Annotated in this window: 21 protein-coding genes and 1 riboswitch; of the genes, 17 read left to right on the forward strand and 4 right to left on the reverse strand. The window is 48.4% G+C overall.

The window, feature by feature from the left end; translation table 11 throughout:
* Window positions 1-32 precede the first annotated feature (32 nt).
* Window positions 33-842 (forward strand): GNAT family N-acetyltransferase, encoded by an 810-nt coding sequence (locus ACHWTJ_RS05990; RefSeq protein WP_394679261.1) that lies wholly within the window; start codon window positions 33-35, stop codon window positions 840-842.
* A gap of 93 nt (window positions 843-935) precedes the next feature.
* Here ACHWTJ_RS05990 and ACHWTJ_RS05995 read toward each other — a convergent pair whose 3' ends face one another.
* Both ACHWTJ_RS05995 and ACHWTJ_RS06000 read right to left on the reverse strand, forming a co-directional pair.
* Window positions 936-1,907 (reverse strand): zinc-binding dehydrogenase, encoded by a 972-nt coding sequence (locus ACHWTJ_RS05995; protein WP_394679262.1) that lies wholly within the window; start codon window positions 1,905-1,907, stop codon window positions 936-938.
* 2 nt (window positions 1,908-1,909) lie between these two features.
* Window positions 1,910-2,401 (reverse strand): lactoylglutathione lyase family protein, encoded by a 492-nt coding sequence (locus tag ACHWTJ_RS06000; protein ID WP_023468778.1) that lies wholly within the window; start codon window positions 2,399-2,401, stop codon window positions 1,910-1,912.
* Window positions 2,402-2,505: 104 nt separating this feature from the next.
* Between ACHWTJ_RS06000 and ACHWTJ_RS06005 the strand changes: the two genes are divergently transcribed.
* The 4 genes from ACHWTJ_RS06005 (at window position 2,506) to ACHWTJ_RS06020 (ending at window position 5,546) form a co-directional block, all read left to right on the forward strand.
* The gene (locus ACHWTJ_RS06005; protein WP_023468777.1) at window positions 2,506-2,820 is read left to right on the forward strand and encodes a helix-turn-helix domain-containing protein; all 315 of its coding nucleotides are present in this window, start codon (window positions 2,506-2,508) and stop codon (window positions 2,818-2,820) included.
* A 19-nt stretch (window positions 2,821-2,839) separates the two neighbouring features.
* Window positions 2,840-3,529, forward strand: coding sequence for a metal-dependent hydrolase (locus tag ACHWTJ_RS06010; RefSeq protein ID WP_023468776.1), 690 nt, complete (start codon window positions 2,840-2,842; stop codon window positions 3,527-3,529).
* A gap of 206 nt (window positions 3,530-3,735) precedes the next feature.
* Window positions 3,736-4,638 (forward strand): hypothetical protein, encoded by a 903-nt coding sequence (locus ACHWTJ_RS06015; RefSeq protein WP_394679263.1) that lies wholly within the window; start codon window positions 3,736-3,738, stop codon window positions 4,636-4,638.
* The gene (locus ACHWTJ_RS06020) at window positions 4,635-5,546 is read left to right on the forward strand and encodes an aromatic acid exporter family protein (protein ID WP_394679264.1); all 912 of its coding nucleotides are present in this window, start codon (window positions 4,635-4,637) and stop codon (window positions 5,544-5,546) included. Before ACHWTJ_RS06015 ends, ACHWTJ_RS06020 begins: the two co-directional genes overlap by 4 nt.
* Before the next feature lie 64 nt (window positions 5,547-5,610).
* On the opposite strand, the gene ACHWTJ_RS06025 is transcribed toward ACHWTJ_RS06020, so the two are convergent.
* Window positions 5,611-7,302 (reverse strand): NFACT family protein, encoded by a 1,692-nt coding sequence (locus ACHWTJ_RS06025; RefSeq protein WP_394679265.1) that lies wholly within the window; start codon window positions 7,300-7,302, stop codon window positions 5,611-5,613.
* Window positions 7,303-7,470: 168 nt separating this feature from the next.
* On the opposite strand from ACHWTJ_RS06025, the gene gmk reads away from it, so the two are divergent.
* The 12 genes from gmk (at window position 7,471) to ACHWTJ_RS06085 (ending at window position 20,218) form a co-directional block, all read left to right on the forward strand.
* Window positions 7,471-8,088: a guanylate kinase gene (gmk, locus tag ACHWTJ_RS06030; RefSeq protein WP_174316772.1), complete on the forward strand. Its 618-nt coding sequence runs from the start codon at window positions 7,471-7,473 to the stop codon at window positions 8,086-8,088.
* A 1-nt stretch (window position 8,089) separates the two neighbouring features.
* Window positions 8,090-8,293 (forward strand): DNA-directed RNA polymerase subunit omega, encoded by a 204-nt coding sequence (rpoZ, locus tag ACHWTJ_RS06035; RefSeq protein ID WP_029342114.1) that lies wholly within the window; start codon window positions 8,090-8,092, stop codon window positions 8,291-8,293.
* A 56-nt stretch (window positions 8,294-8,349) separates the two neighbouring features.
* Window positions 8,350-9,540, forward strand: coding sequence for a bifunctional phosphopantothenoylcysteine decarboxylase/phosphopantothenate--cysteine ligase CoaBC (coaBC, locus tag ACHWTJ_RS06040; RefSeq protein WP_394679266.1), 1,191 nt, complete (start codon window positions 8,350-8,352; stop codon window positions 9,538-9,540).
* Entirely contained in the window at window positions 9,537-11,861 is a 2,325-nt protein-coding gene (priA, locus tag ACHWTJ_RS06045) for a primosomal protein N' (protein ID WP_394679267.1), read from the forward strand. The genes coaBC and priA overlap by 4 nt, the downstream gene beginning before the upstream one ends.
* Window positions 11,862-11,870: 9 nt before the next feature.
* Window positions 11,871-13,253 (forward strand): methionyl-tRNA formyltransferase, encoded by a 1,383-nt coding sequence (gene fmt, locus ACHWTJ_RS06050; RefSeq protein ID WP_294740791.1) that lies wholly within the window; start codon window positions 11,871-11,873, stop codon window positions 13,251-13,253.
* Entirely contained in the window at window positions 13,250-14,581 is a 1,332-nt protein-coding gene (gene rsmB / locus ACHWTJ_RS06055; protein ID WP_294740793.1) for a 16S rRNA (cytosine(967)-C(5))-methyltransferase RsmB, read from the forward strand. Before fmt ends, rsmB begins: the two co-directional genes overlap by 4 nt.
* Before the next feature lie 18 nt (window positions 14,582-14,599).
* Complete coding sequence (locus ACHWTJ_RS06060) at window positions 14,600-15,334, forward strand: Stp1/IreP family PP2C-type Ser/Thr phosphatase (protein WP_294740794.1); 735 nt, start codon at window positions 14,600-14,602, stop codon at window positions 15,332-15,334.
* 2 nt (window positions 15,335-15,336) lie between these two features.
* Window positions 15,337-17,271, forward strand: a complete 1,935-nt coding sequence (gene pknB, locus ACHWTJ_RS06065; protein ID WP_294740797.1) for a Stk1 family PASTA domain-containing Ser/Thr kinase — start codon at window positions 15,337-15,339, stop codon at window positions 17,269-17,271.
* 25 nt (window positions 17,272-17,296) lie between these two features.
* Window positions 17,297-18,202: a ribosome small subunit-dependent GTPase A gene (gene rsgA, locus ACHWTJ_RS06070; RefSeq protein ID WP_394679268.1), complete on the forward strand. Its 906-nt coding sequence runs from the start codon at window positions 17,297-17,299 to the stop codon at window positions 18,200-18,202.
* 2 nt (window positions 18,203-18,204) lie between these two features.
* Window positions 18,205-18,861, forward strand: coding sequence for a ribulose-phosphate 3-epimerase (gene rpe / locus ACHWTJ_RS06075; protein ID WP_294740801.1), 657 nt, complete (start codon window positions 18,205-18,207; stop codon window positions 18,859-18,861).
* A 22-nt stretch (window positions 18,862-18,883) separates the two neighbouring features.
* Window positions 18,884-18,993: riboswitch (TPP riboswitch) on the forward strand.
* A gap of 60 nt (window positions 18,994-19,053) precedes the next feature.
* Window positions 19,054-19,614, forward strand: a complete 561-nt coding sequence (thiT, locus tag ACHWTJ_RS06080; protein WP_394679269.1) for an energy-coupled thiamine transporter ThiT — start codon at window positions 19,054-19,056, stop codon at window positions 19,612-19,614.
* A 1-nt stretch (window position 19,615) separates the two neighbouring features.
* Complete coding sequence (locus ACHWTJ_RS06085) at window positions 19,616-20,218, forward strand: thiamine diphosphokinase (RefSeq protein ID WP_394679270.1); 603 nt, start codon at window positions 19,616-19,618, stop codon at window positions 20,216-20,218.
* Between the two features lie 54 nt (window positions 20,219-20,272).
* Here ACHWTJ_RS06085 and ACHWTJ_RS06090 read toward each other — a convergent pair whose 3' ends face one another.
* Entirely contained in the window at window positions 20,273-21,676 is a 1,404-nt protein-coding gene (locus ACHWTJ_RS06090; protein ID WP_294740807.1) for an amino acid permease, read from the reverse strand.
* Window positions 21,677-21,737 lie beyond the last annotated feature (61 nt).

Raw genomic sequence — 21,737 nt, forward strand, 5'->3', positions numbered from 1 at the left:
GTACACTAGAAAAATAAAGGAGGTCGTCGACAATGGTGACGCATTATCGTGATTATGAACAGTTCAAGACGGTAGTCCTCCCGTTTCTGCTTGAACGTCCTGATACCCATCAGTTGATTCTTGGTATTTTGGAACGTGGGGATGAGCCGCTCTTGATGGCAACGGCACAAGAAGACGATCGCCGCCTTGTCATTTTACAAACGATACCAGAGCAAATGATCATCGCAGGCGATGTGTTCTCAAAAGAGGGAATCCGAAAGCTTGTCCGAATTTTAGATAGCCCAGGATTTGTCGGAGAACAGTCCATCTTAGAGCCACTGTTACTGCCACATTCCATGTATGAGGTACATATGGAACAGGGGATGTATGCACTGAAGAAGGTCGAGATGCCGCAGGTTCCGAAAAACGTCGTCTTCCGATCGATTTCGGACGATGAAAGACAACAAGCCTTAGCGTTTGCGTCAGGATTTTTATATGAAGTTGAAACGCGACCTTCTGAGCGACAGCTTGCGCAACTTCATCAGTCGATGACACGACATATCGAACAAGGAAGCTTGTATGGGTTGTTTAGTGGACGAATGCTCGTAGCGATGGCAGCAGCGACCCGCCCGACGCAAACGGGAATTACGATTTCTTACGTCTATACACCGGAAGAACTGCGTGGAAATGGGTATGCCTCTTATCTCGTCGCAAAACTATCTGAACATTTACTAAAGTCTTATCCGGTCGTGACGCTCTATACCGATTGGTCAAATCAAACAGCGAATAAAATCTATCAGCATGTCGGTTTCGAGTTAGTCGGACGATCCTTACATATCAAGAAGCAAGACCGCTACCGATAAAGCAAAAGTTATCGTTGTTTAAAGAATCAAAGGTACAAAAACAGCCGATCATCCTTTTAACTAAGGACGATCGGCTGTTTCATGTTAGAGAAATTAATTGAATTTAGCGATGATTTTACCTCGGACGTGGCGTTCAGATAAACGTTGCAATCCTTTGACGATGTCTGATGCTGGAATCTCGTCTGTAACGAGTGGATCGAGTTCTTTTGTTGCGACAAGTTTTAATAACTCGCTTGCCATATGACCGAGGTTTCGGATGGCGCGGTCATCTTCGCTGGCGTAAGCAGCAGCGAGTGCCACTTCATGGATCGATGGGGAGAGCGTGAACGGCTTGACGACCGACTGATCGGGACCACCGGCGATGAAGGCGAGCTGCCCCGAGAAGGCAAGACGTCCGAGATCAGCTGTTGCTTCGTCACGACCGACTGTATTGAAAATTAAGTCAGCGCCGCGACCATTCGTCCAATCGCGGATGACATCCGTGACATTTTCTTTTTTGTAGTCGATGGCAAGATCGGCACCGAGTCGCTTGACCCACTCATGGTTTTCCGTCGAAGCAGTCGTTGCGACCGAAAGACCAAGGCGTTTTGCGAGTTGAATGCCGATGCCACCAACACCACCCGCACCAGCATGAATGAGGATCGTTTCTTTTCCTGTCGTGTTCATCTTCTGAATGATGGCTTCATAGGCAGTCATGCCTGCGCAAAGAATCGCAGCGGCTTCAGCGAATGAGACGTCTTCCGGAATCAGGGCGAGCGCACGTGTATCGACGAGCGCATATTCAGCAAAAGCACCATCGCGTTGCAGATTCGTATGAATCGCTACACGATCGCCGATTTTTACTTCTGCGCCGGGTCCGATTTGTTCGACGACACCGGCCAAGTCAACGCCCGGAATATGCGGGAACGTCCAAGCAGGATTGTTGGTCGCCTTATAGTCGACGGGATTCAGTGCGACAGTCTTGACGCGAATCAAGGCTTGACCTTCTCCTGGCGTCGGTGTTGCGACTTCTTCGAATGTCCATTGATCAATGGCTGTACCTGAGTGATTTAACCATGCTTTCATGTTTAATACGCTCCTTCCGAATACGTGAGTTCATACGAGTGAGAGTAGATTTCGACGAGGTTACCGAATGGATCCTCACAGTAGACCATTCGATACGGCTTGTCTCCCGGATAGTATTCGCGGATTGGCATCCGTTGTTTGCCACCGTGGGCGACGATTTTTTCGACGAGACCTTCGACGTCTGGATCTTGGATCGCATAATGGAAGATACCTGTTTTCCAGAATTCGAAGTTGTTCTCGGGCTGTTCATTGTTCGGGAACTCGAACAACTCGATTCCGATGCGGTCACCTGTCGCCATGTGAGCAATCCGGAACTTGTTCCACCCTGCACCAAAGACATCCGTACACATGACACCGATGGCAGAATCATCTTCGAGGACATCAGATGGTTCCATGATGATATACCAGCCCATCACCTCTTGATAAAAACGGACGGCTTCGTCGAGATTCGGCACGGAAAGACCGATGTGCGAAAAATTACGTGGATACGTCATGCTTAACACTCCTTTTGCAAAATGATTTACGCATACTCTAACTTACGCTACACTCGATTGCATAGTACGCACTTTGAAGTAACTACTCTGGAGGAGAGAACAACATGTCGACAGAACAATTTCCGGTCAATCGGGCGCTCGCCATCATCGGCGGAAAATGGCGTCCACAATTATATTGCACGTTAGAGAACGGTCCGAAACGTTTTTTAGAGTTACAACGTGCCATTCCCGGGATTTCTCGGAAAGTCTTGACCGATCAGTTAAAAGAACTTGAACGACTCGGAATGATCGAGCGGATTGAGTATGATGAAGCCGTCTTACACGTCGAATACAAATTGACAGAGGCGGCATTTACACTGCAACCGGCCATGAAAGGTTTATGCGCGTGGGGGGAAGGGAATCAATTATCCGAATCCTAAACGAGAGGCAGTGACACTCATGAAATTGACTTATCACGGACAATCGACAGTAACAATCGAGACGAACGGGCATCATCTCGTCATCGATCCATTCTTTAGCGGTAACGAAAAAGCGACGACGAATCCAGATGACGTCAAGGCAGATTTTATTTTGTTAACCCATGCCCATGCCGATCATATGCTTGATGCGGAACGAATCGCAAAAGCCACGGGGGCGACAATCATTGCTACTCATGAACTGGCGACGTATCTGAGTTTCAAAGGGCTCAACGTTCATCCGATGAATCTCGGCGGACAGTTTGAATTCCCATTTGGTAAAGTGAAGATGACACAGGCATTCCATTCATCAAGTATCATCGATGAGGAAAAACAGACGATTACGTATATGGGGATGCCGGCTGGATTCTTGCTGACGATCGAAGGCAAAGAAATCTATCATGCAGGTGATACGGCACTGTTCGGGGATTTAGCCCTTTATGGCGCCCATCACGAAATCGATTTAGCCTTCTTACCGATTGGTGATAACTTCACGATGGGTCCGGATGATGCGTTGATCGCTGCAGATATGTTGCAAGCGAAAGCCGTCGTACCGATTCACTACGATACATTTGATTTAATCAAACAAGATGCGAACGCATTTTGTGAAAAGATTGAAGCACAAGGTCAAACCGGTCATCCACTCGCGATCGGCGAGTCACTCGAATTATAATCCGTTTTTTAAGCAAAGGAGAGGAAACGTCAATGTTCCTCTCCTTTTTGTCTATGATTCTACTGGAATCTCAGTGGTTCCTCCGATGACGCTTCCTTCTTCCGCCCGATGGCGAAACGGTGAACTTCTTCTATGATAAGAAGGGGGCTGTTGACAGCCGATTCAGATATTCGGAATAATGGAAGACATGAGATGGAGGGGCTGACATGGAAGAACATAATAGTAGGAGTGTGCGAAAACGAAAACAATCGTCGTTCACACGCTTAAAAAATAAACAAAAACAAAAGATGGATGCACGGTTGAACCGGATTGGAGAAAAAGGACCAGTGAAGCGACCGCTCTATTTATATGGTGGTGTCATTCTCGGACTTGTCGTTATCTATTCGATCACATTGCTCGTCTCAACAGAATTGTTATCGCGCGGCGAAACATTCAAAACGACGAATCGCTATAAATCTCTCGCCATCGAGGCGCCGCACGCAACGGTACAGTTCGTTCGAAGCACAGACGGAAACGTCCAAATCAAACTCGTTGATAGTGCCTCGAGTGGGAAACGACTGAAAATCAGTACATCGGCGAATACGGTAACGGTGACAGGACGAGATGGTTTGCTGTCTCGACTTGGCAATCGTCCGAGCGAAAAAACAGCAGACTATACGATTCAAGTGGGACTACCAAGCTATATGAACCGTGTCGATGTCGATGCCGGTACACTGAAAGGAATGGGCATCTACGCAAAAACGATTGAGATGGACGGAGAAGCGATGAGTCTCGATAAAGTAAAAGGTGATGAGATTACACTGAATGCAACACGTGCGATTTCCGTCAAGGAAATGGACGCCGTCCATGCGCAGGTGACAGGGGAGAGTGTTTCGCTGGCAGACTATATGGCGAAGTTGAGTCTTGACGTCACAACGATTGACGGCGCGACGAAGCTAAAACCAAATAAAGCAGCCGGTACGATTACGATTGACACGGGAGGCGATATTAAAGCCTCTGACCGATATACGAAACAAAAGAATAAGGATGAGACGATTTATGAACTGTCGAAACAAGAAAAACCGGAAGTGACAGTCAATAGTGAAGTCGGGCAGGTGACGCTCGAGTGAAATTAAAGTTTCGGATTGGACTTCGGACGGTCAAGACCGGCATTGCGGTAGCTCTTGCACTCAGTATCTCTTGGTATGTCTTTGATATTTACTCAGGAATGGGAGCTGTCGCGGCCATCGTTGCGATGCAACCGACGATCCATCGTTCATTTAAAATCGTCTTCAACCGGATTTTCGGAACGGTACTCGGACTGATGTGTGGACTCGCCATCGTTGCGACACTTGGTGCCAATCCACTGACGATCGGACTCGCCGTCGTCGTCTCGCTCGTCCTGAATTCGATGATTGGTCGGACCGATATGTCGACGTTCGCCGCTTTTGCGATCGTTTTGATGTTCGAGAGCCCGACCGCCGACTACGTCCACTATGCTTTATCACGGTCGTTGCTGACTGTCGTCGGTGTGTTATCTGCCGTCCTCGTCAATTACATCGTCTTCCCACCACATTATGAGGACCGCTTACTGTTACTCGTCAAAAAAACGACGCAACAGTTGATGGAAGATTGGCGAAGCCTCGTGAAAGATGACACGCGGTTGCTTGCCGTTCGGAAACAAATTCTCAAACACGAGGAAATGATGTTGATGCTCCAAGAAGATCAAAAATATCCATTGATGGCAAGCGGTCAAAGTGAAGCGTTCATTCGACTGAAGGAACTCGTCGATCTCGAAGACAAGTTGCTCGTCTTACTTGAAAGCATTGCCAGTCACCGGAACATCCCGATGACGGAAGAACAAGAAAAGACGCTCGGTCAGGAAATTGATTTCTTACTCAGCCATCATTACGATGTCATCTTCTCCCACGAACGAAAACAAGCGATGTTCTCATTCGATCAAGAATTAAGCGAGGCGAAGGATATCATCCATGGGCATTTGCTCGATTACCGGGAACAGTTAGAAAAAATGAAGTGAAGATGAAAAAGCGCTGTTTTTCCTAAGTAACATTTAGGAAAAACAGCGCTTTTTTTGTGTAGAGTCATTGACGTAAGGATTGGACGACATCTGGATCAGGTGTGACGTAGAGAGTCGTTTGATCCGTGTAAATGACGAATCCGGGCTTTGCACCACTTGGTTTTTTGACATAACGTAGTTCCGTAAAGTCGACCGGGACTTGGCTCGACTCACGTGCTTTCGAGAAATAAGCCGCGACGATTGCTGCTTCCTTCAACGTCGTCTCGTCCGGTGCATCACTTTGAATGATGACGTGCGATCCCGGGATATCCTTCGTGTGTAACCACGTATCGGACCGGCGCCCGAACTTGAACGTCGCGTAATCATTTTGTTTATTGTTCTTTCCGACAAAGAACGAAAGACCAGTCGAAGAGCGGTATGCTTCGAGTTGTGGAAGCTGCGGTTTCTTTTTCTTCTTTTGTCGTTCGCGCAAATAACCTTCTTCGACGAGTTCTTCGCGCATTTCCCGGATGTCTTCCGGGGACGCGACGTCGAGTTGCGCAAGTAAGCCTTCGAAGTACGCAATCTCAGCCTGGTTCTTCTCGAGCTGACGCGCGACTTCGACTTTGGCAGTCTTTAATTTGTTGTACCGTTTGTAGTAGCGCTGCGCGTTCTCATTCGGTGAAAAGCGGGGATCAAGCGAAATCGTGATCTCAGCGCCGTCTGGATCATAGTAATCGACGACTGTCGCTTCCTTCATCCCGCGTTCGAGCTGATACAGATAGGTCGTTAGTAATTCCCCTTTATGTTTCCACTCATCCATCCGTAACGTCGCTTCTAAATCTTTTTCGAGTTTCGAGCGTTTTAGAATATTTTTATCATATTCGCTCTTCATGAACCGTTCGAGATCGGCTGCTTGTTGTTTGACGCGATCGCGGTTTGCTTTTTGATGGAAGAACGCATCGAGAACTTGACCACTCGTTTCGAACGTCTTCTCATCGATGATGGATCCTTCCGTCAAGCGGATAGGGGCGAAACGTTCTTTCCCGCCATCCATCCGTTGTAAGACATAAGGACCATTGAGTTCCTTCAGGACTTCTTGAAAGGCAGACGCGAGAGTCGTCCGGTTGGCTAGACCTGCCCGCGAGACGATCTCTTTTGCGATTTGCGGGGACAGACCACTGAAGAGACCAAGTAACTGACGATCGAGCTTCCCAGCGTTCCAGTCAATCCGGTGAAGCGCCTTTTCGATATCTCCTGTGAGCGGATCGACTTTATCCTGTGCCGGTGGAAGTTGATAGGTCATGCCCGGCATGATCGTCCGGAAGGTATTTTGACTGAGTGGTAAGTGTTTGATCGCATCGAGGATCTTATCTTGTCCATCGGTCAAAATGATGTTCGAGTGACGTCCCATCAATTCGATATAGATTTTTTTCGCTTCCTCATCGCCAAGTTCGTTCCGGGAGCGGACGCGCAAGACGATGATCCGGTCGCGTTCGAGTTGTTCGATTGACTCGATGAACCCGCCTTCGACATGTTTGCGGAGCATCATACAGAAGAGTGGGGGTTCACTCGGGTTGCTAACCGCTTCCGACGTAATGTGCATCCGTGCATACATGGCATTCGCAGAGGCGAGCAACAATACGTTTTTTCGCTCGGCCCGGACCTGGAATACTAAATCCAATGTGTACGGTTGGTATACCTTATTGATCCGTCCTCCGACGAGCGGTTGGAGTTCTTCGACGACGCGTGTCGTCATCAATCCGTCAAAAGCCATACGATTACCTTCTTTCTTGATTTCGTTCTCACTTTCTAAAGGTAACAGAAATGGCATCGTTATGGTATGATAAAGCAGTCGAGCTAAAAAAGATGACTTGCGAACTTCCCGTCTCTACTGCTAATATGAAACAATGTGAAGTTTGTGAGATGGAGGGGTTTTGAAGTGATTTTCAAAGAGCGTGGCTTATTACTCGTATTATCAGGTCCAAGTGGTGTCGGAAAGGGAACGGTCTGTCGTGCTTTGCGCGAAGATCAGGATAACGATCTGCATTACTCGGTATCCTGTACGACGCGCCAACCGCGTGAAGGAGAAGTAGATGGTGTCCACTATTTCTTTAAATCGCGTGAAGAATTCGAAGAGATGATTGCGAACAATCAACTCTTGGAATATGCTGAATTCGTAGGGAATTATTATGGAACGCCTGTCGAATGGGTGAACCAGATCCTAGATGAAGGAAAAGACGTTATTCTCGAAATCGAAGTTCAAGGGGCCATGCAGGTCAAAGAACATTTCCCGGAAGCTGTCTTCTTATTCCTTGCACCTCCAAGCCTCCAAGAATTGCGGAACCGCCTCGTAGGACGTGGAACGGAATCGGAGGAAGTCATCAAGCAACGTCTTCTCGTCGCTAAGGAAGAGATCGAGATGATGGATGCGTATGACTATGTCGTGACGAACGACGAAATTCATAAAGCCTGTGATCGAATTCAAGCGATCGTCACAGCGGAACATTGCAGTCGGGAACGGGTCGCGTCCCTATATAAAAAAGCCATGGAGGTTAAGTGATATGTTATATCCATCAGTTGATAAGCTTCAAAAGAAAGTACCATCGAAATATACGATCGTTACAGTTGCCGCTAAGCGTGCACGTCAAATCCAAGACGGGAAACGCGTGAAAGTCACGAACCCAAAATCGCATAAACCGGTCGGGAAAGCTTTAGAAGAGCTTTATTTCGAAGAAGTATCCGTCACGAACCAACCGCAAGACTAATTTTGAAGCAGCCACTTGTCATCGTGGCTGTTTTTTTCAATAAGGAGGACACCTACATGTTAACCAACCGAAACATTCTACTGTGTGTCGGCGGTGGAATCGCTTCCTATAAATCAGCAGCACTCGCTTCCAAGCTCGTTCAAGCAGGCGCACATGTCCAAGTCGCGATGACGCGTAATGCGCAACAATTCGTTGGTAAGACGACGTTTGAAGCACTGACGCGAAAAGCGGTCTATGATGACGTCTTCATCGAGCATGATCCATCAAAAATCGCCCATATCGATTTAGCGGACGAAGCGGACTTGATCGTCGTCGCACCAGCGACCGCGAACTTGATTGCTAAACTCGCACACGGAATCGCAGATGACTTCATCACGACGACGATTCTCGCAGCAACATGTCCCGTCATCGTCGCACCGGCGATGAACGTCAACATGCTCGAACATCCGGCGACTGTCCGCAATATTGAACAACTCAAGCAGGATGGTGTCCAGGTGATTGCACCGGGGGTCGGAAATCTCGCATGTGGTTGGGTCGGAAAAGGTCGCTTACCGGAACCAGAAGATTTGGTCGCAACACTCTCAACGTTCTTTGAAGAAAAATATCTAGCCGGGCGAAAAGTTTTGATTAGTGCAGGACCAACAGTAGAACGGATTGATCCGGTTCGTTATTTGACAAATGATTCTTCAGGGAAAACTGGAATTGCGCTCGCAGAGGCGGCACGAGATGCAGGAGCCGATGTCACACTCGTCCATGGACCCCTTCGGATCGGATTACCGACCGGGATAGCGACGATTTCTGTTGAATCAGGGGAAGAGATGCTTGAAGCCATGTTACGTGACTATGAGATGCAGGACATCGTCATCATGTCCGCTGCCGTAGCTGACTATCGACCGTCTATTCAATACGAGCAAAAGCAGAAGAAAATTCACGGACCATTACGGATTGAACTCGAGGAGACGACGGATATCCTAAAGACGCTCGGTGAGCAGAAACAACATCAGCTATTAGTCGGATTTGCAGCGGAGACGACGGACGTCGAGACGTTCGCGAAACAGAAACTCGTCCGCAAGAAAGCGGATTTCATCGTTGCGAATGATGTTTCACGTTCTGATATTGGATTCGTCAGCGACGAAAACGAGGTCGTCGTCTTCGGGAAGAATGATTCTGTCACGCGATACGATCAACAATTGAAATCGACCCTCGCTAAAGCGCTCATGCGCCAATTCGCGGAGGCATTGGCATGATAGCCGAAGTCATCGTTGATGTCGCAGCAGCAACCGTCGATCGTCCGTTTGATTATGCCGTGCCGGAACTTTGGCAGGAGCTGATCGTTCCCGGGATGCGCGTCGAGGTACCATTTGGTCCACGCGCGTTGCTTGGCATCGTTGTCGGAACGAAAGCCACCTCTGATCTGACGAACGTCAAATCAATCGTTCGTGTCTTAGATGAGACTCCGACCTATACAGAAGAATTACTTGAGTTATCAGCGTATCTATCAGAAACGACCTTGTGTTTTCAGGCGACGGCATTGCTTGCGATGCTGCCGGCTGCCTTAAAGGTGAGTTATGATAAACTGGTCATAGTCGAGTCGGGCCCACTTCGGGCATATCATGGTAAGAAAATGAGTCAATTACCAACGGAAGTCCAACAAATCATCTTAACAGCGGCGAAACAAGCTGACGTGACGCTTCAACCGGTCATTCGCGAGAAAAAGACGTCTAAGACTGATAAACGGATTCGTCTCCTAGAGGAGCAAGCAACCTTTACAAAACAAGCGAGTCAACAAGCGGCACTATATGCATATATTCAAGAATTTCCAAATGCGTTGTGGAGTGAAGTCAAGCAAGCGACAGGCGTAACGAGCGCAACATTGAACGCCCTTGAGAAAAAAGGCATCATGGAAGTCGAGACGATCGATGTGCGGCGAAATCCTTACGAGCATCTCGTCCAAGACATCTTTGTGCCGTCCTCTTTGACCGAAAAGCAACAGGAAGCCGTCTCAGCGATAACAGCTGAAGCGGAGACCGGAACGTTTTTGTTACATGGCGTAACAGGAAGCGGTAAGACGGAAGTTTATCTTGAATCGATTCATGCACAACTTGAACGCGGTAGACAAGCAATCTTGCTCGTCCCAGAAATCAGTTTGACGCCGATGATGGTCAAACGGTTCAAACGTCGTTTCGGAGAACGAGTCGCTGTTTTGCATAGCGGTCTATCGCTCGGAGAAAAGTATGATGAGTGGCGCAAAATTGCCCAAGGTGAAGTCGATGTCGTCGTCGGTGCACGATCCGCCGTGTTTGCGCCGCTGACGAATATCGGAATCATCATTCTTGATGAAGAACATGAAACAACCTATAAACAAGAAGAGAATCCGCGCTATCATACGCGTGATGTCGCAAAATGGCGCGCGGCCTATCATCGATGTCCCGTCGTGCTCGGAAGTGCAACGCCATTACTTGAGACGTATGCGCGGGCACAAAAAGGAGTCTATCATTACTTACCGCTTCGTGAACGATTCGGTGGAGAACTGCCTCCAGTAGACATCGTTGATATGCGTAAGGAACTTGAACGGGGGAATCGGACTCCGTTCAGCCTCGCGCTAGTCGAAGGTATTAAAGAACGAATCGAGCGTGGGGAACAGACGGTGTTGCTTTTGAATCGTCGTGGGTACACGACATTCGTCTTATGTCGGGATTGCGGGGAAACGTTACAATGTCCGCATTGTGCCGTCAATTTAACGTATCATCAACATGAGGATCGCTTAAAGTGCCACTATTGTGGGTTTGAAGCAGCGATGCCGAAAACTTGTCCGTCCTGTGAATCGACGAAGATCCGTCAGTTCGGAACGGGCACGCAAAAAATCGAGGAAGAGTTGGCGCATTTGATTCCGGAAGCGCGCATTATCCGGATGGATCAGGATACGACGTCTCGTAAAGGAGCACACGAGAAGTTACTCGATGCCTTCGAGCGCAAGGAAGGAAACATTCTTCTCGGAACACAGATGATCGCAAAAGGTCTCGACTTTCCAAATGTCACGCTCGTAGGGGTACTTGCTGCCGATGCGACGCTTGGTATTCCGGATTTTCGGGCAAGTGAGCGAACGTTCCAGTTGATTACCCAAGTGTCGGGTCGTGCCGGGCGGGGGCAACTCGCCGGACAGTCGATCATCCAAACCTATAATCCGGAGCACTACGTCATTCAGACGGCAAAACAGCATGATTTCGAAACGTTCTATAAGCGAGAGATGCAGTTGCGCAAACTCGGGGGACACCCTCCTTTCTGGTTCCTTGGTCTGATCACGGTCTCGGCGACACATCCACTCGAAGCACAGGCCGAAGCGCAACAAATCGCTTCCGAGTTGCGGGCTTTCGAATCGGAGGACTTAGTCGTCAATGGACCGTTCGATGCGCCCCTTGCTCGATTGAAGAATATGTACAGGCAACAAGTCTTAATTAAACATAAAGGGCAGGAAGACGTCCGGACACATCTCCGTGATATCTTAGCCCGTCGTCAAAAGTCAAAAACACAAGTCGCAATCGACTTGAATCCATTTGTATTCATGTGAGGTGTCTGTATGTATAAAGTAGTAGAAGTACCAAACGATGTATTACGACAGGTATGTGAACCTGTCACAAAGTTCGATAAAAAACTCGGTAAGATGATTGATCGGATGTTCGATACGATGTACGAATATGATGGTGTCGGCCTAGCGGCACCACAAATCAATCAACCGATCCGTGTAGCCGTCGTTCACACGGATGATGAGACGGGACCAATCGAGCTGATCAATCCGGAAATCATCGAAGCCGATGGTTCACAAATCGATGATGAAGGATGCCTCAGCATGCCTGGCATCTTCGGTCCTGTCGAACGGTTCGACCGCATCGTCGTCAAGTCTCAGGATCGTCTCGGACGGACGGTCAAAATCAAAGCAAACGGCTTTTTTGCACGTGCCATCCAGCATGAGATGGATCATTTAGACGGTGTCCTGTTTACGGATAAACTTGTTGAGCAAGAAAAGCCGCGCGTCGTCTTCATGGGGACACCTGAGTTTGCGGCAGGAACACTACGTGAAGTGATCGATGCCGGGTACGACGTCGTCGGTGTTGTCTCACAACCAGATAAACCGGTCGGACGAAAACGGGAAGTCAAACCGACACCAGTGAAACTAGTTGCGATGGAACACGCTATTCCTGTGTTGCAACCGAAACGGATTCGAGAGGATTATCAAGATGTTCTCGATTTAAAACCAGACCTCATCATCACGGCAGCTTACGGTCAGATTGTACCGACAGCGATTTTGGAAGCACCACGTTTTGGGGCGATCAACGTCCATGCGTCACTCTTGCCGAAATATCGTGGCGGTGCACCGATTCATCAAGCAATCATCGATGGTGAAAAAGAGACGGGCGTGACGATCATGTATATGGTCGATCGATTGGATGCCGGTGATATGTTGTCAAAAATCATTGTTCCGATCGAAGAAAACGATACAGTCGGAACGATGTTTGAAAAATTAGCGGACGCAGGAGCGCGTCTGTTGCTTGAAACCTTACCGCGTCTGTTCGCAGGTGAATTGACACCGGAAGCACAAGTCGAGGCAGAAGCGACGTTTGCACCGAATATCTCACGTGAACGGGAACGGCTTGATTTTACGTTACCGGGTGAAACACTCTATGATCAAATCCGAGGAATGAATCCTTTCCCGAGCACGTATACGATGCTCGGTGATGACCGATTGAAAGTCTTTTTCGCGACGAAAGTCAAAGGGACGGGACGACCGGGTGAAATCATTGCTTTAGAAGCGGATGGCCCCGTCATCGCGACAGGTTCGGAAACAGCGTTGAAGCTGATCGACTTACAGCCGTCCGGAAAAAAACGGATGGATGGTGCCACGTTCATGCGCGGAATCGGTCAATCGCTTGAACTCGGACAACAAGTAGGTGAGAACGCATGAATGTACGCGACGCAGCAGTAACGACACTGATGAAAATTGGTCAAGGTGGTGCCTTCTCGACGATCACGGTCCACCAGATGCTTGAAAAGCGTGCTATCTCAGCAACAGATGTCGGTCTGTTCACGGAACTCGTCTACGGGACGCTCAGTCGTGAATTAACACTGGATTATATTTTGGAGCCGTATCTAGCGAAACAGAAAAAACTTGACCCATTCATGCGTCCATTGTTACGGATGAGTGTGTATCAATTGTTTTATCTTGATCGTGTACCGGACCATGCCGTCATCCATGAAGCTGTCGAGATTGCTAAAAAACGTGGAAAAGTCCACGTCTCGAAAGTCGTCAATGGAGTGCTCCGAAATGTATTACGGGCGGGAATGCCTCACTTCGCTGAGATTGAGCCTGTCGCAAAACGAATCAGCATCGAAACGAGTCATCCGCAGTGGCTCGTCGAACGCTGGATTAAACTGTTTGGTCCTGAAGAAACGCTTCAAATCTGTCAATTGAATAACACGCCTGCACCAGTCACGGTTCGCATCAATCGGACGAAGACGACGCGAGAGGAAGCGATCGAGCTTCTACTCGACCAAGGTGTGACGGCAAAACCATCTACGGTCGCGCCAGACGGTCTCGAAATTGAACGAGGAAGTGTCCAAAAAACGGATTTGATCGATCGCGGCTATCTTTCTTTGCAGGATGAGAGCTCAATGCTCGTCGCCCGTGCACTCGGTGCAGAATCATCCGATCATGTACTCGACAGCTGTGCCGCACCTGGTGGGAAAGCGATGCACATTGCTGAAGGTTTGACGACTGGGACTTTGCAAGCACTTGATCTTCACCCACATAAGATTAAATTGATTGAACAACAAGCGACACGATTAGGTCTTACGACTGTTCAAGCAGAAGCGTTAGATGCCCGTAAAGCAGGGGAACGCTTCGAAGTAGAATCCTTTGATCGGATTCTTGTCGACGCGCCTTGTTCAGGACTCGGTGTCATTCGGAGAAAACCAGATATCAAATGGACGAAACGTCCAGAACAACTCGAGCAACTTCCGAAAATTCAACGAGATATTCTGACATCTGTCTTACCACTCGTGAAAAAGGGTGGCACCTTCGTCTATTCGACTTGTACGATTGATCCGGTCGAAAACGAGGAGCAGACAGCGTTCATTCTCGATCAAGGGTTCGATTTTGATACATCTTTCGCGGCACGCATGCCAGAATCCGTACGACATCTGATCGGGGATCGAGCAGAACTCAAATTGTTACCGACGACAGTCGGAACGGACGGCTTCTATATTGCCGCGTTTAAAAAACGAGAAGATTGACACGAACGGAGGACTGTCATGGAGTTAGCGCACCTTTCGACTACTGGGAAAGTCAGGACTAAAAATGAGGATACGGTATTACTCGTCGGAAACGCTGAACGTGGTCTTGCCGTCGTTGCAGATGGTATGGGGGGGCACGCTGCTGGCGATATCGCAAGTGAAATCGTCCGTAAAGTCTTTGAAGCTGCTTTTTCGAGTATGCCCAATCGTCCGATGGAATTGTCGGATTGGATTGAACAACGTGTAACTGAGGCGAATGCTCAAATCCTTCAGTTCTCCAAGGAAGAACAGCTTGCGATCGTCGGAACGACCATTGCATGCGTCTGCTGGGTGGAAGAGTTGCTCGTTATTGGTCATGTCGGGGATAGTAGGGTCTATGCCCTTGAAGAATCGACGTTAAAACAATTGACGGATGATCATTCCTACGTCAATATGTTGCGACAAATGGGAGAACTTTCAGATGAGGAAGTCGAAAACCATCCGCGTAAGAATGTTATTACACGATCGGTCGGTTCGAATGAAACGGTGGAAGTCGATATTCAAGTCAGGGATGCTCCAGACTATGATCTCGTCCTCGTTTGTAGTGACGGATTGACCGATGAAGTACCAGACGATGTCATCGAACAGATCATTTTACAGGATGAACCGCTCGATGAAATTGTCGAACGATTGGTGAAAGAAGCGAATGCTCGAGGAGGCGCAGATAATATCACGATTGCCGCCATCCGTTTTAAAGAAAGAAAGAGGGTCTGAATATGCGATACGGAGATCGATTAAATGACCGCTACCGCATAGAACGGCTAGTTGGAAGTGGCGGGATGGCGAATGTCTATCAAGCCTATGATGAGATTTTAAAGCGTCATGTCGCAATCAAAATTTTACGGACCGAATTTTCGCATGACGAACAGTTCATTCGTCGATTCGAACGTGAAGCACATGCTGCCACCAGTTTGAATCATCCAAACATCGTTGCCGTCTATGATGTAGGCGAAGAAGATGCCATCTATTACATCGTCATGGAGTATATCGATGGTATGACATTAAAGACATTTTGTGAAAATCAAGCTTTACCTGTACCACAGGCCGTCGATATCATCGCTCAAATTTGTGATGCGATCGATCATGCCCATGCACACCGAATCATTCATCGCGACATCAAGCCGCAGAACATGTTAATCCGAGAAGATGGTACCGTTAAAGTGACGGATTTCGGAATCGCCGTGGCGATGTCGAATGCAACGTTGACGCATACGATGTCCGTCCTTGGATCCGTGCATTACTTTTCACCAGAACAAGCTAAAGGTAAATTTGCGGATGAGAAGTCGGATATCTATTCGCTGGGTGCCGTCTTATACGAACTCGTCACAGGACAAGTACCATTCGAAGGAGACTCACCGGTTGCGATTGCGCTGAAGCACCTGCAAGATACACCGCGTCGTCCATCCGTATTGAATCCTAGAGTGCCGCAAGCGCTCGAGAACTGTATCATGCAGGCACTCGCAAAAGCACCGCATGACCGCCAACAGTCCGTCGCAGCATTTAAAGAAGACATGGTGACGGCGTTGTCTGACGAACGAGCAAGTGAAGGCATCCGAGGGGCGGAAGAGGATGAGATGGAAAAGACGATGGTTTTGTCACCAGTACAAGTTCCAGATGAGACGAAAATGGAACCAGAATCACCCGCTGTCACGACCGTCCAACCGAAACCACCTGAGAATAAAAAGAAGAAACGCTGGTGGATTATTCTCGTATTACTCGTGTTACTCGGTGGAGCGGCTACCGCTTTTGCGATGTGGCCAGATCCGACGGTCACCGTCCCATCCGTCGTCAAAACGGATGGAGATGAAGCAGAAACGAAACTTGAGAAACTCGGATTCGTCGTTGAGACGACAGAACGAAATAGTGACACGGTTGATGAGGGTGATGTTATTAGCCAGACACCGCGTGAAAACGCACAGGTGAAAAAAGGCTCGACGGTCAATTTGGTCGTCTCTACCGGTAGTGCGCCGGTAGAGGTACCAGATGTGACAGACGATGCTGAAAAAGAAGCGATCGCGACATTAAAAGAAGCCGGGTTCGCGAAGGTCGAAGTCGAACGTGAGAAGTCAGATGAGATAGATCGAGGAAATGTCATTCGGCAGTCGATTTCTGCTGGTACGGAAGTGATCGCGAAAGAACAGACGATCACAATTACCGTCTCGGAAGGAACTTCTTCTTTCGAGTTGAAGGATTTGACGAATTTATCAAGTGATGAGGCTAAAGCGTACCTTGATAAGGTCGGCCTAGACGGAACATTCGAGCAAGAATTCTCTAGCGACGTAAAACTCGACCAAGTCATCCGTCAGTTCCCACAAGCGGGTGCGCAAGTCGAACCGAACGACTCTGTGACCGTCTTTATCTCAAAAGGTGAGGAAGAAAAAACAGTGACGGCAACGTTCCCTGAAAAGGTCGTCTATGATGCAGTCAGCGAGGGTGAAGACGAGGAACCACCAAAACAAGTCATTCGGATTGAGACGGAAGATGCGAAAGGGAAGCGGACCGTCATCGAGGAATCGATTGACCAAGATGAGACATTCGATGTGCCGGTGACGATTGATCCGGGAGAAGAAGGCAAGATTACGATTTATAAAGACGATACGGTGTATCGTTCAAAAACCATCACGTACAATCAAGCAAAAGACGCACAGTGAATGTGATGAAAAAGGAGTGCATAGGATGACGGAACAACGCATCGAAGAGAATCGAGAAGGAACGATCATACGCCTGCAGGGTGGCTTTTATGATGTTATGACACCAGAAGGAGAGGTCCGTTCACGGGCACGAGGGAATTTCCGAAAACGCGGCATCAGTCCAGTCGTTGGAGACGAGGTCGTTCTCCATATCGAAAGTGAGACGGGATATATTCTTGAAGTGAAGGAGCGTGACAACTTTTTAGTACGCCCTCCAGTTGCGAATATCGACCAGGCATTGCTGGTCGTCTCGGCGGCAGAACCTGATTTTTCAGCACAACTACTCGACCGATTTCTCGTTTTAATCGAAGCGAAGGAAATCCAACCCGTCATCCTGTTAACGAAGATGGATTTACTTGACGATGTCAAAGGACCAGCTGTTCGAGATGCCATTGCCGCTTATCGAAAGATTGGTTATACGGTCATCGAGACATCAAGTGAGACGTTGACAGGCGTTGAGCAAGTCCGCCCATTACTTGCCGGTAAAACGAGCGTACTCGCCGGACAATCCGGTGTTGGGAAAAGTTCGCTCTTGAACGCTCTTGAACCATCTCTTGATTTAGAAACGAGTGCGATTTCGAAATCACTCGGACGCGGGCGGCATACGACACGACACGTCACGTTGATGCCGCTTGCCGGAGGATTGATTGCTGATACGCCAGGTTTCTCGAACCTTGATTTTCCGTATGAAATGGAAATCGAGGATGTACGATGGAGTTTTCCTGAATTCGTGGCTGTACAAGATGATTGCAAATACCGAGGTTGCTTGCATTTAAATGAACCCGGTTGTGCCGTCAAGGAAGCCGTCGAGGCACAAGAAATCATGTCCTCTCGTTATGAGAACTATGGTATGTTTATAGACGAAATCAAGAATCGAGCCCGGAGGTATTGAAGATGATTAAAATTGCACCATCTATCTTATCAGCAGATTTTGCGAATCTCGAGCGTGATGTCAAAGCAGTCGAAGTAGCAGGCGCGGACTATATTCATTTCGATGTCATGGACGGTCAGTTCGTACCAAACATCTCATTTGGATTACCTGTGCTTAGCAGTTTACGTCAAAAGACGGATATGATTCTCGATGTTCACTTAATGATCGACCAGCCAGAACGTTTCGTTGAAGATTTCGTCAAGGCAGGAGCAGACATCGTGACGTTCCATGTCGAAGCGACGAACCATGTCCACCGTGTCTTGCAACAAATCAAGGCAGCCGGTGCAAAGGCAGGAGTCGTCTTGAATCCGCATACGCCGTTATCAACGATTGAACACGTCCTTGAGGATGTCGATATGGTTTTATTGATGACAGTTAATCCAGGCTTCGGTGGACAAGCCTTCATCGAGCGTGTCATGCCGAAGCTCGCAACACTCGCGCAAATGAAAGCAGATCGTGGTCTGACATTTGAAATCGAAATTGATGGTGGTGTCAATCCGGAAACGGCAAAGCTTTGCATCGATAATGGTGCCAACGTTCTCGTCGCAGGATCAGCAATCTATAATGCACCAGACTATGCGGAAGCAATCACTAGCATTCGTCAAGGGGCTGCCGTATAATAAAAACGAGAAAACGAAATATGATGACCGCAAGGGGTGTCGCTTGAAACGCGGCTGAGAGGAGTCTTTTAGACTTTAACCCTTCGAACCTGTTCCGTTCAAACGGACGTAGGGATGTGGCGCACGCAGGCAGTACGGCGTTCGTCGTACTGCTTTTTTGCGTCCTCTCGTACAATGAAGGAGGAAAATAGCATGAAACGGTTACAAATGATGATGGAAATCGCCATCTTCGCCAGTCTCGGAGTCGTCTTTGATTTATTGATTCCATTCAAAATGCCACAAGGTGGCTCGATCAGCTTAGCGATGCTACCGATCTTCGTCATGGCATTTCGCCACGGTGTCATCGGAGGTGTCATCACAGGAGCACTTGTCGGTACGATTCAATTGATGTTCGCTCCTCAAGTGTTGACGGTCGTTCAACCGATGCTTGACTACACGATTGCGTATGGTGTCGTTGGATTAAGTGGTCTGTTCGCGCGTCAGGTCAGACAAGCAGCACGTAACGGACAAAAGAAACGTTTGATGACGTTCGTTCTCCTTGCGACGTTACTAGGAGCAGGACTCCGATATATCTGTCATGTCATCAGTGGGATCGTCTTTTTTGCCGAGTATGCGGATGGTCCGGTCGTACCGTATTCATTGATTTATAATGCGATATACATGGTACCGTCTTACGTTCTTTGTGGTGTCGTTGCGGGTCTTTTATTCACGACTGCGCCACGCTTACTCCGTTATTCGGCACGAGGTGTTTGAGATGCGGGCGATTCTCGTCTGTGCCGGTCCAAAAGAAGAAGTGCCGGATTTACTAACGCTTTGTCAGCCAGGTGATTTTATCGTCGGTGTCGACGGTGGTGTTCAGACGATTGAATCGTTTGGGCTGACATGCGATATGACAATCGGTGATTTCGATTCACTTGGCTATGTACCTGAAGGCGCAATCGTCCATCCAGCCGAGAAAGATGAAACAGATCTCGAACTGGCACTTCGTAAAGTGTCTGAGAGGGAACAGCATGAGGAGATCATCATCATCGGGGCGACAGGTGGACGGCTCGACATGACCGTCCAAAATGTATATCTATTAAAGCGATATCCAGAGACCAGACTCGTGACGAAACGAGAAGAGGTGCGATACTTGGCTGAGGGAACGCATGCAGTCGAAGCAGGGAGCTATCATTATCTTTCGTTCATTCCACTCGTACCATCGACTTTAAGCTTATCCGGAGTCAAATATCCACTTGATGCACATCCCGTACCCGTCGGAGGTTCCTTGACCGTCAGTAATGAATGGCGTGAGTCAGAAGCGAAGGTAGAGCTCCATCAAGGCGAACTATTGATGATGCGGACGCTTAAAGAATAGAACAATCATAGGAAAGAGGCCGTGGATGATTCCGCGGCCTCTTTTTAGATGAAATTATTCTTCGAGTTGAGAAGGGGCGACACGGATGTCGCTTTGAGCGGATAGATGTTTTCCTTTGACAAAGAGATGATAACTTCCCCACATGACAAGGAAGAAAGGAACACCGATGTACAGGGCGATTCGTTGATCCGCTTGAAACGCAAGGCTGACGAGGACGACGACGTTAAGTGTCAACGATATCAGTGGTAACACCGGATAGAGTGGTGTTTTGAATTTTAATTCGGATACATCGTGTCCGTTTCGGACGAACTGACGACGAAATGCGAGCTGAGAAGCAGAGATCGAAATCCAGCCGACTTGAGCGCCGAGTCCGGCTAAGGATAAGAGCCAAATGAAGACGGTATCCTCTGCGAAAAATGCGGTCAGAAGTGATAACATCGCGAACATCATCGTAAAGAGCAACGCCCGCATTGGCACACCACGTGCATTGACGTAAGATAATTTCTTTGAAATCATCCCTTCTTGCGCCATCGCCCATAACATCCGGGTCGCGGCATACAGTCCGGAGTTTCCGACGGACAACAACGCCGTCAAGACGACGATGTTCATCAAATCAGCAGCGTACGGAATGCCAATCGCATCAAAGACCATGATGAACGGACTGCTGACTCCACCTGCCGTCTCATACGGAATTAATGCACCAACGATCGTAATTGATAAGACGAAGAAGATGAACGTCCGCCAGACTGTATTGCGGATCGCTTTTGGAATCGATTTTTCTGGCGTGTCGGACTCCCCAGCCGCAACACCAATCAATTCTGTTCCTTGGAAGGCGAAGTTGACGGCAATCATCGTCGTCAACACACCGAGAATCCCGTTCGGAAACCAACCGTTTGCTGTAAAGTTCGCGAATAACGAGCTTGGGCGATCTGCTTCCATCGGTAACCAGCCGAACCAGGCAGCGCCACCTAGAATGATGAAGAACAGGATTGCGAGGACTTTTAAACTCGAGAACCAGAATTCCGCTTCACCAAATGCTTTGGCGGAGACGGCATTCAGACCGAAAAGTAGGACTGTAAAGACGGTACACCAGACGACGACCGGAACGTTCGGAAACCAGCGGTCCATCAAACTGCCGGCAGCTGTAATTTCGAGTGCGACCGTCACGGCCCAGCCAAGCCAATAAATCCAACCGACGGCAAAGCCGATTCCTGGTCCAATGAAGCGGGTCGTATAGGTTTGGAAGGACCCCGAGACCGGTAGATAGACCGCTAATTCCCCTAGACATAACATCGTCAGATACATGATGGTCCCACCCACGATGTAACTGAGGACCGCCCCGAGAGGTCCTGCTTGCGAAATTGTTAACCCTGACCCTAGAAATAAGCCTGTCCCGATGATTCCGCCGAGTGAAATCATGAACAGGTGTCGACTCGTCATCTCTCGTTTGAGTTGCATGATGACTTCCCCCAATTCTGAAAAAATAAAGTACGTTCTTATTGTAAGCGTTTTCAATAAA

The organism is uncultured Exiguobacterium sp. (assembly GCF_964277885.1).
Taxonomy (GTDB): Bacteria; Bacillota; Bacilli; order Exiguobacteriales; family Exiguobacteriaceae; genus Exiguobacterium_A.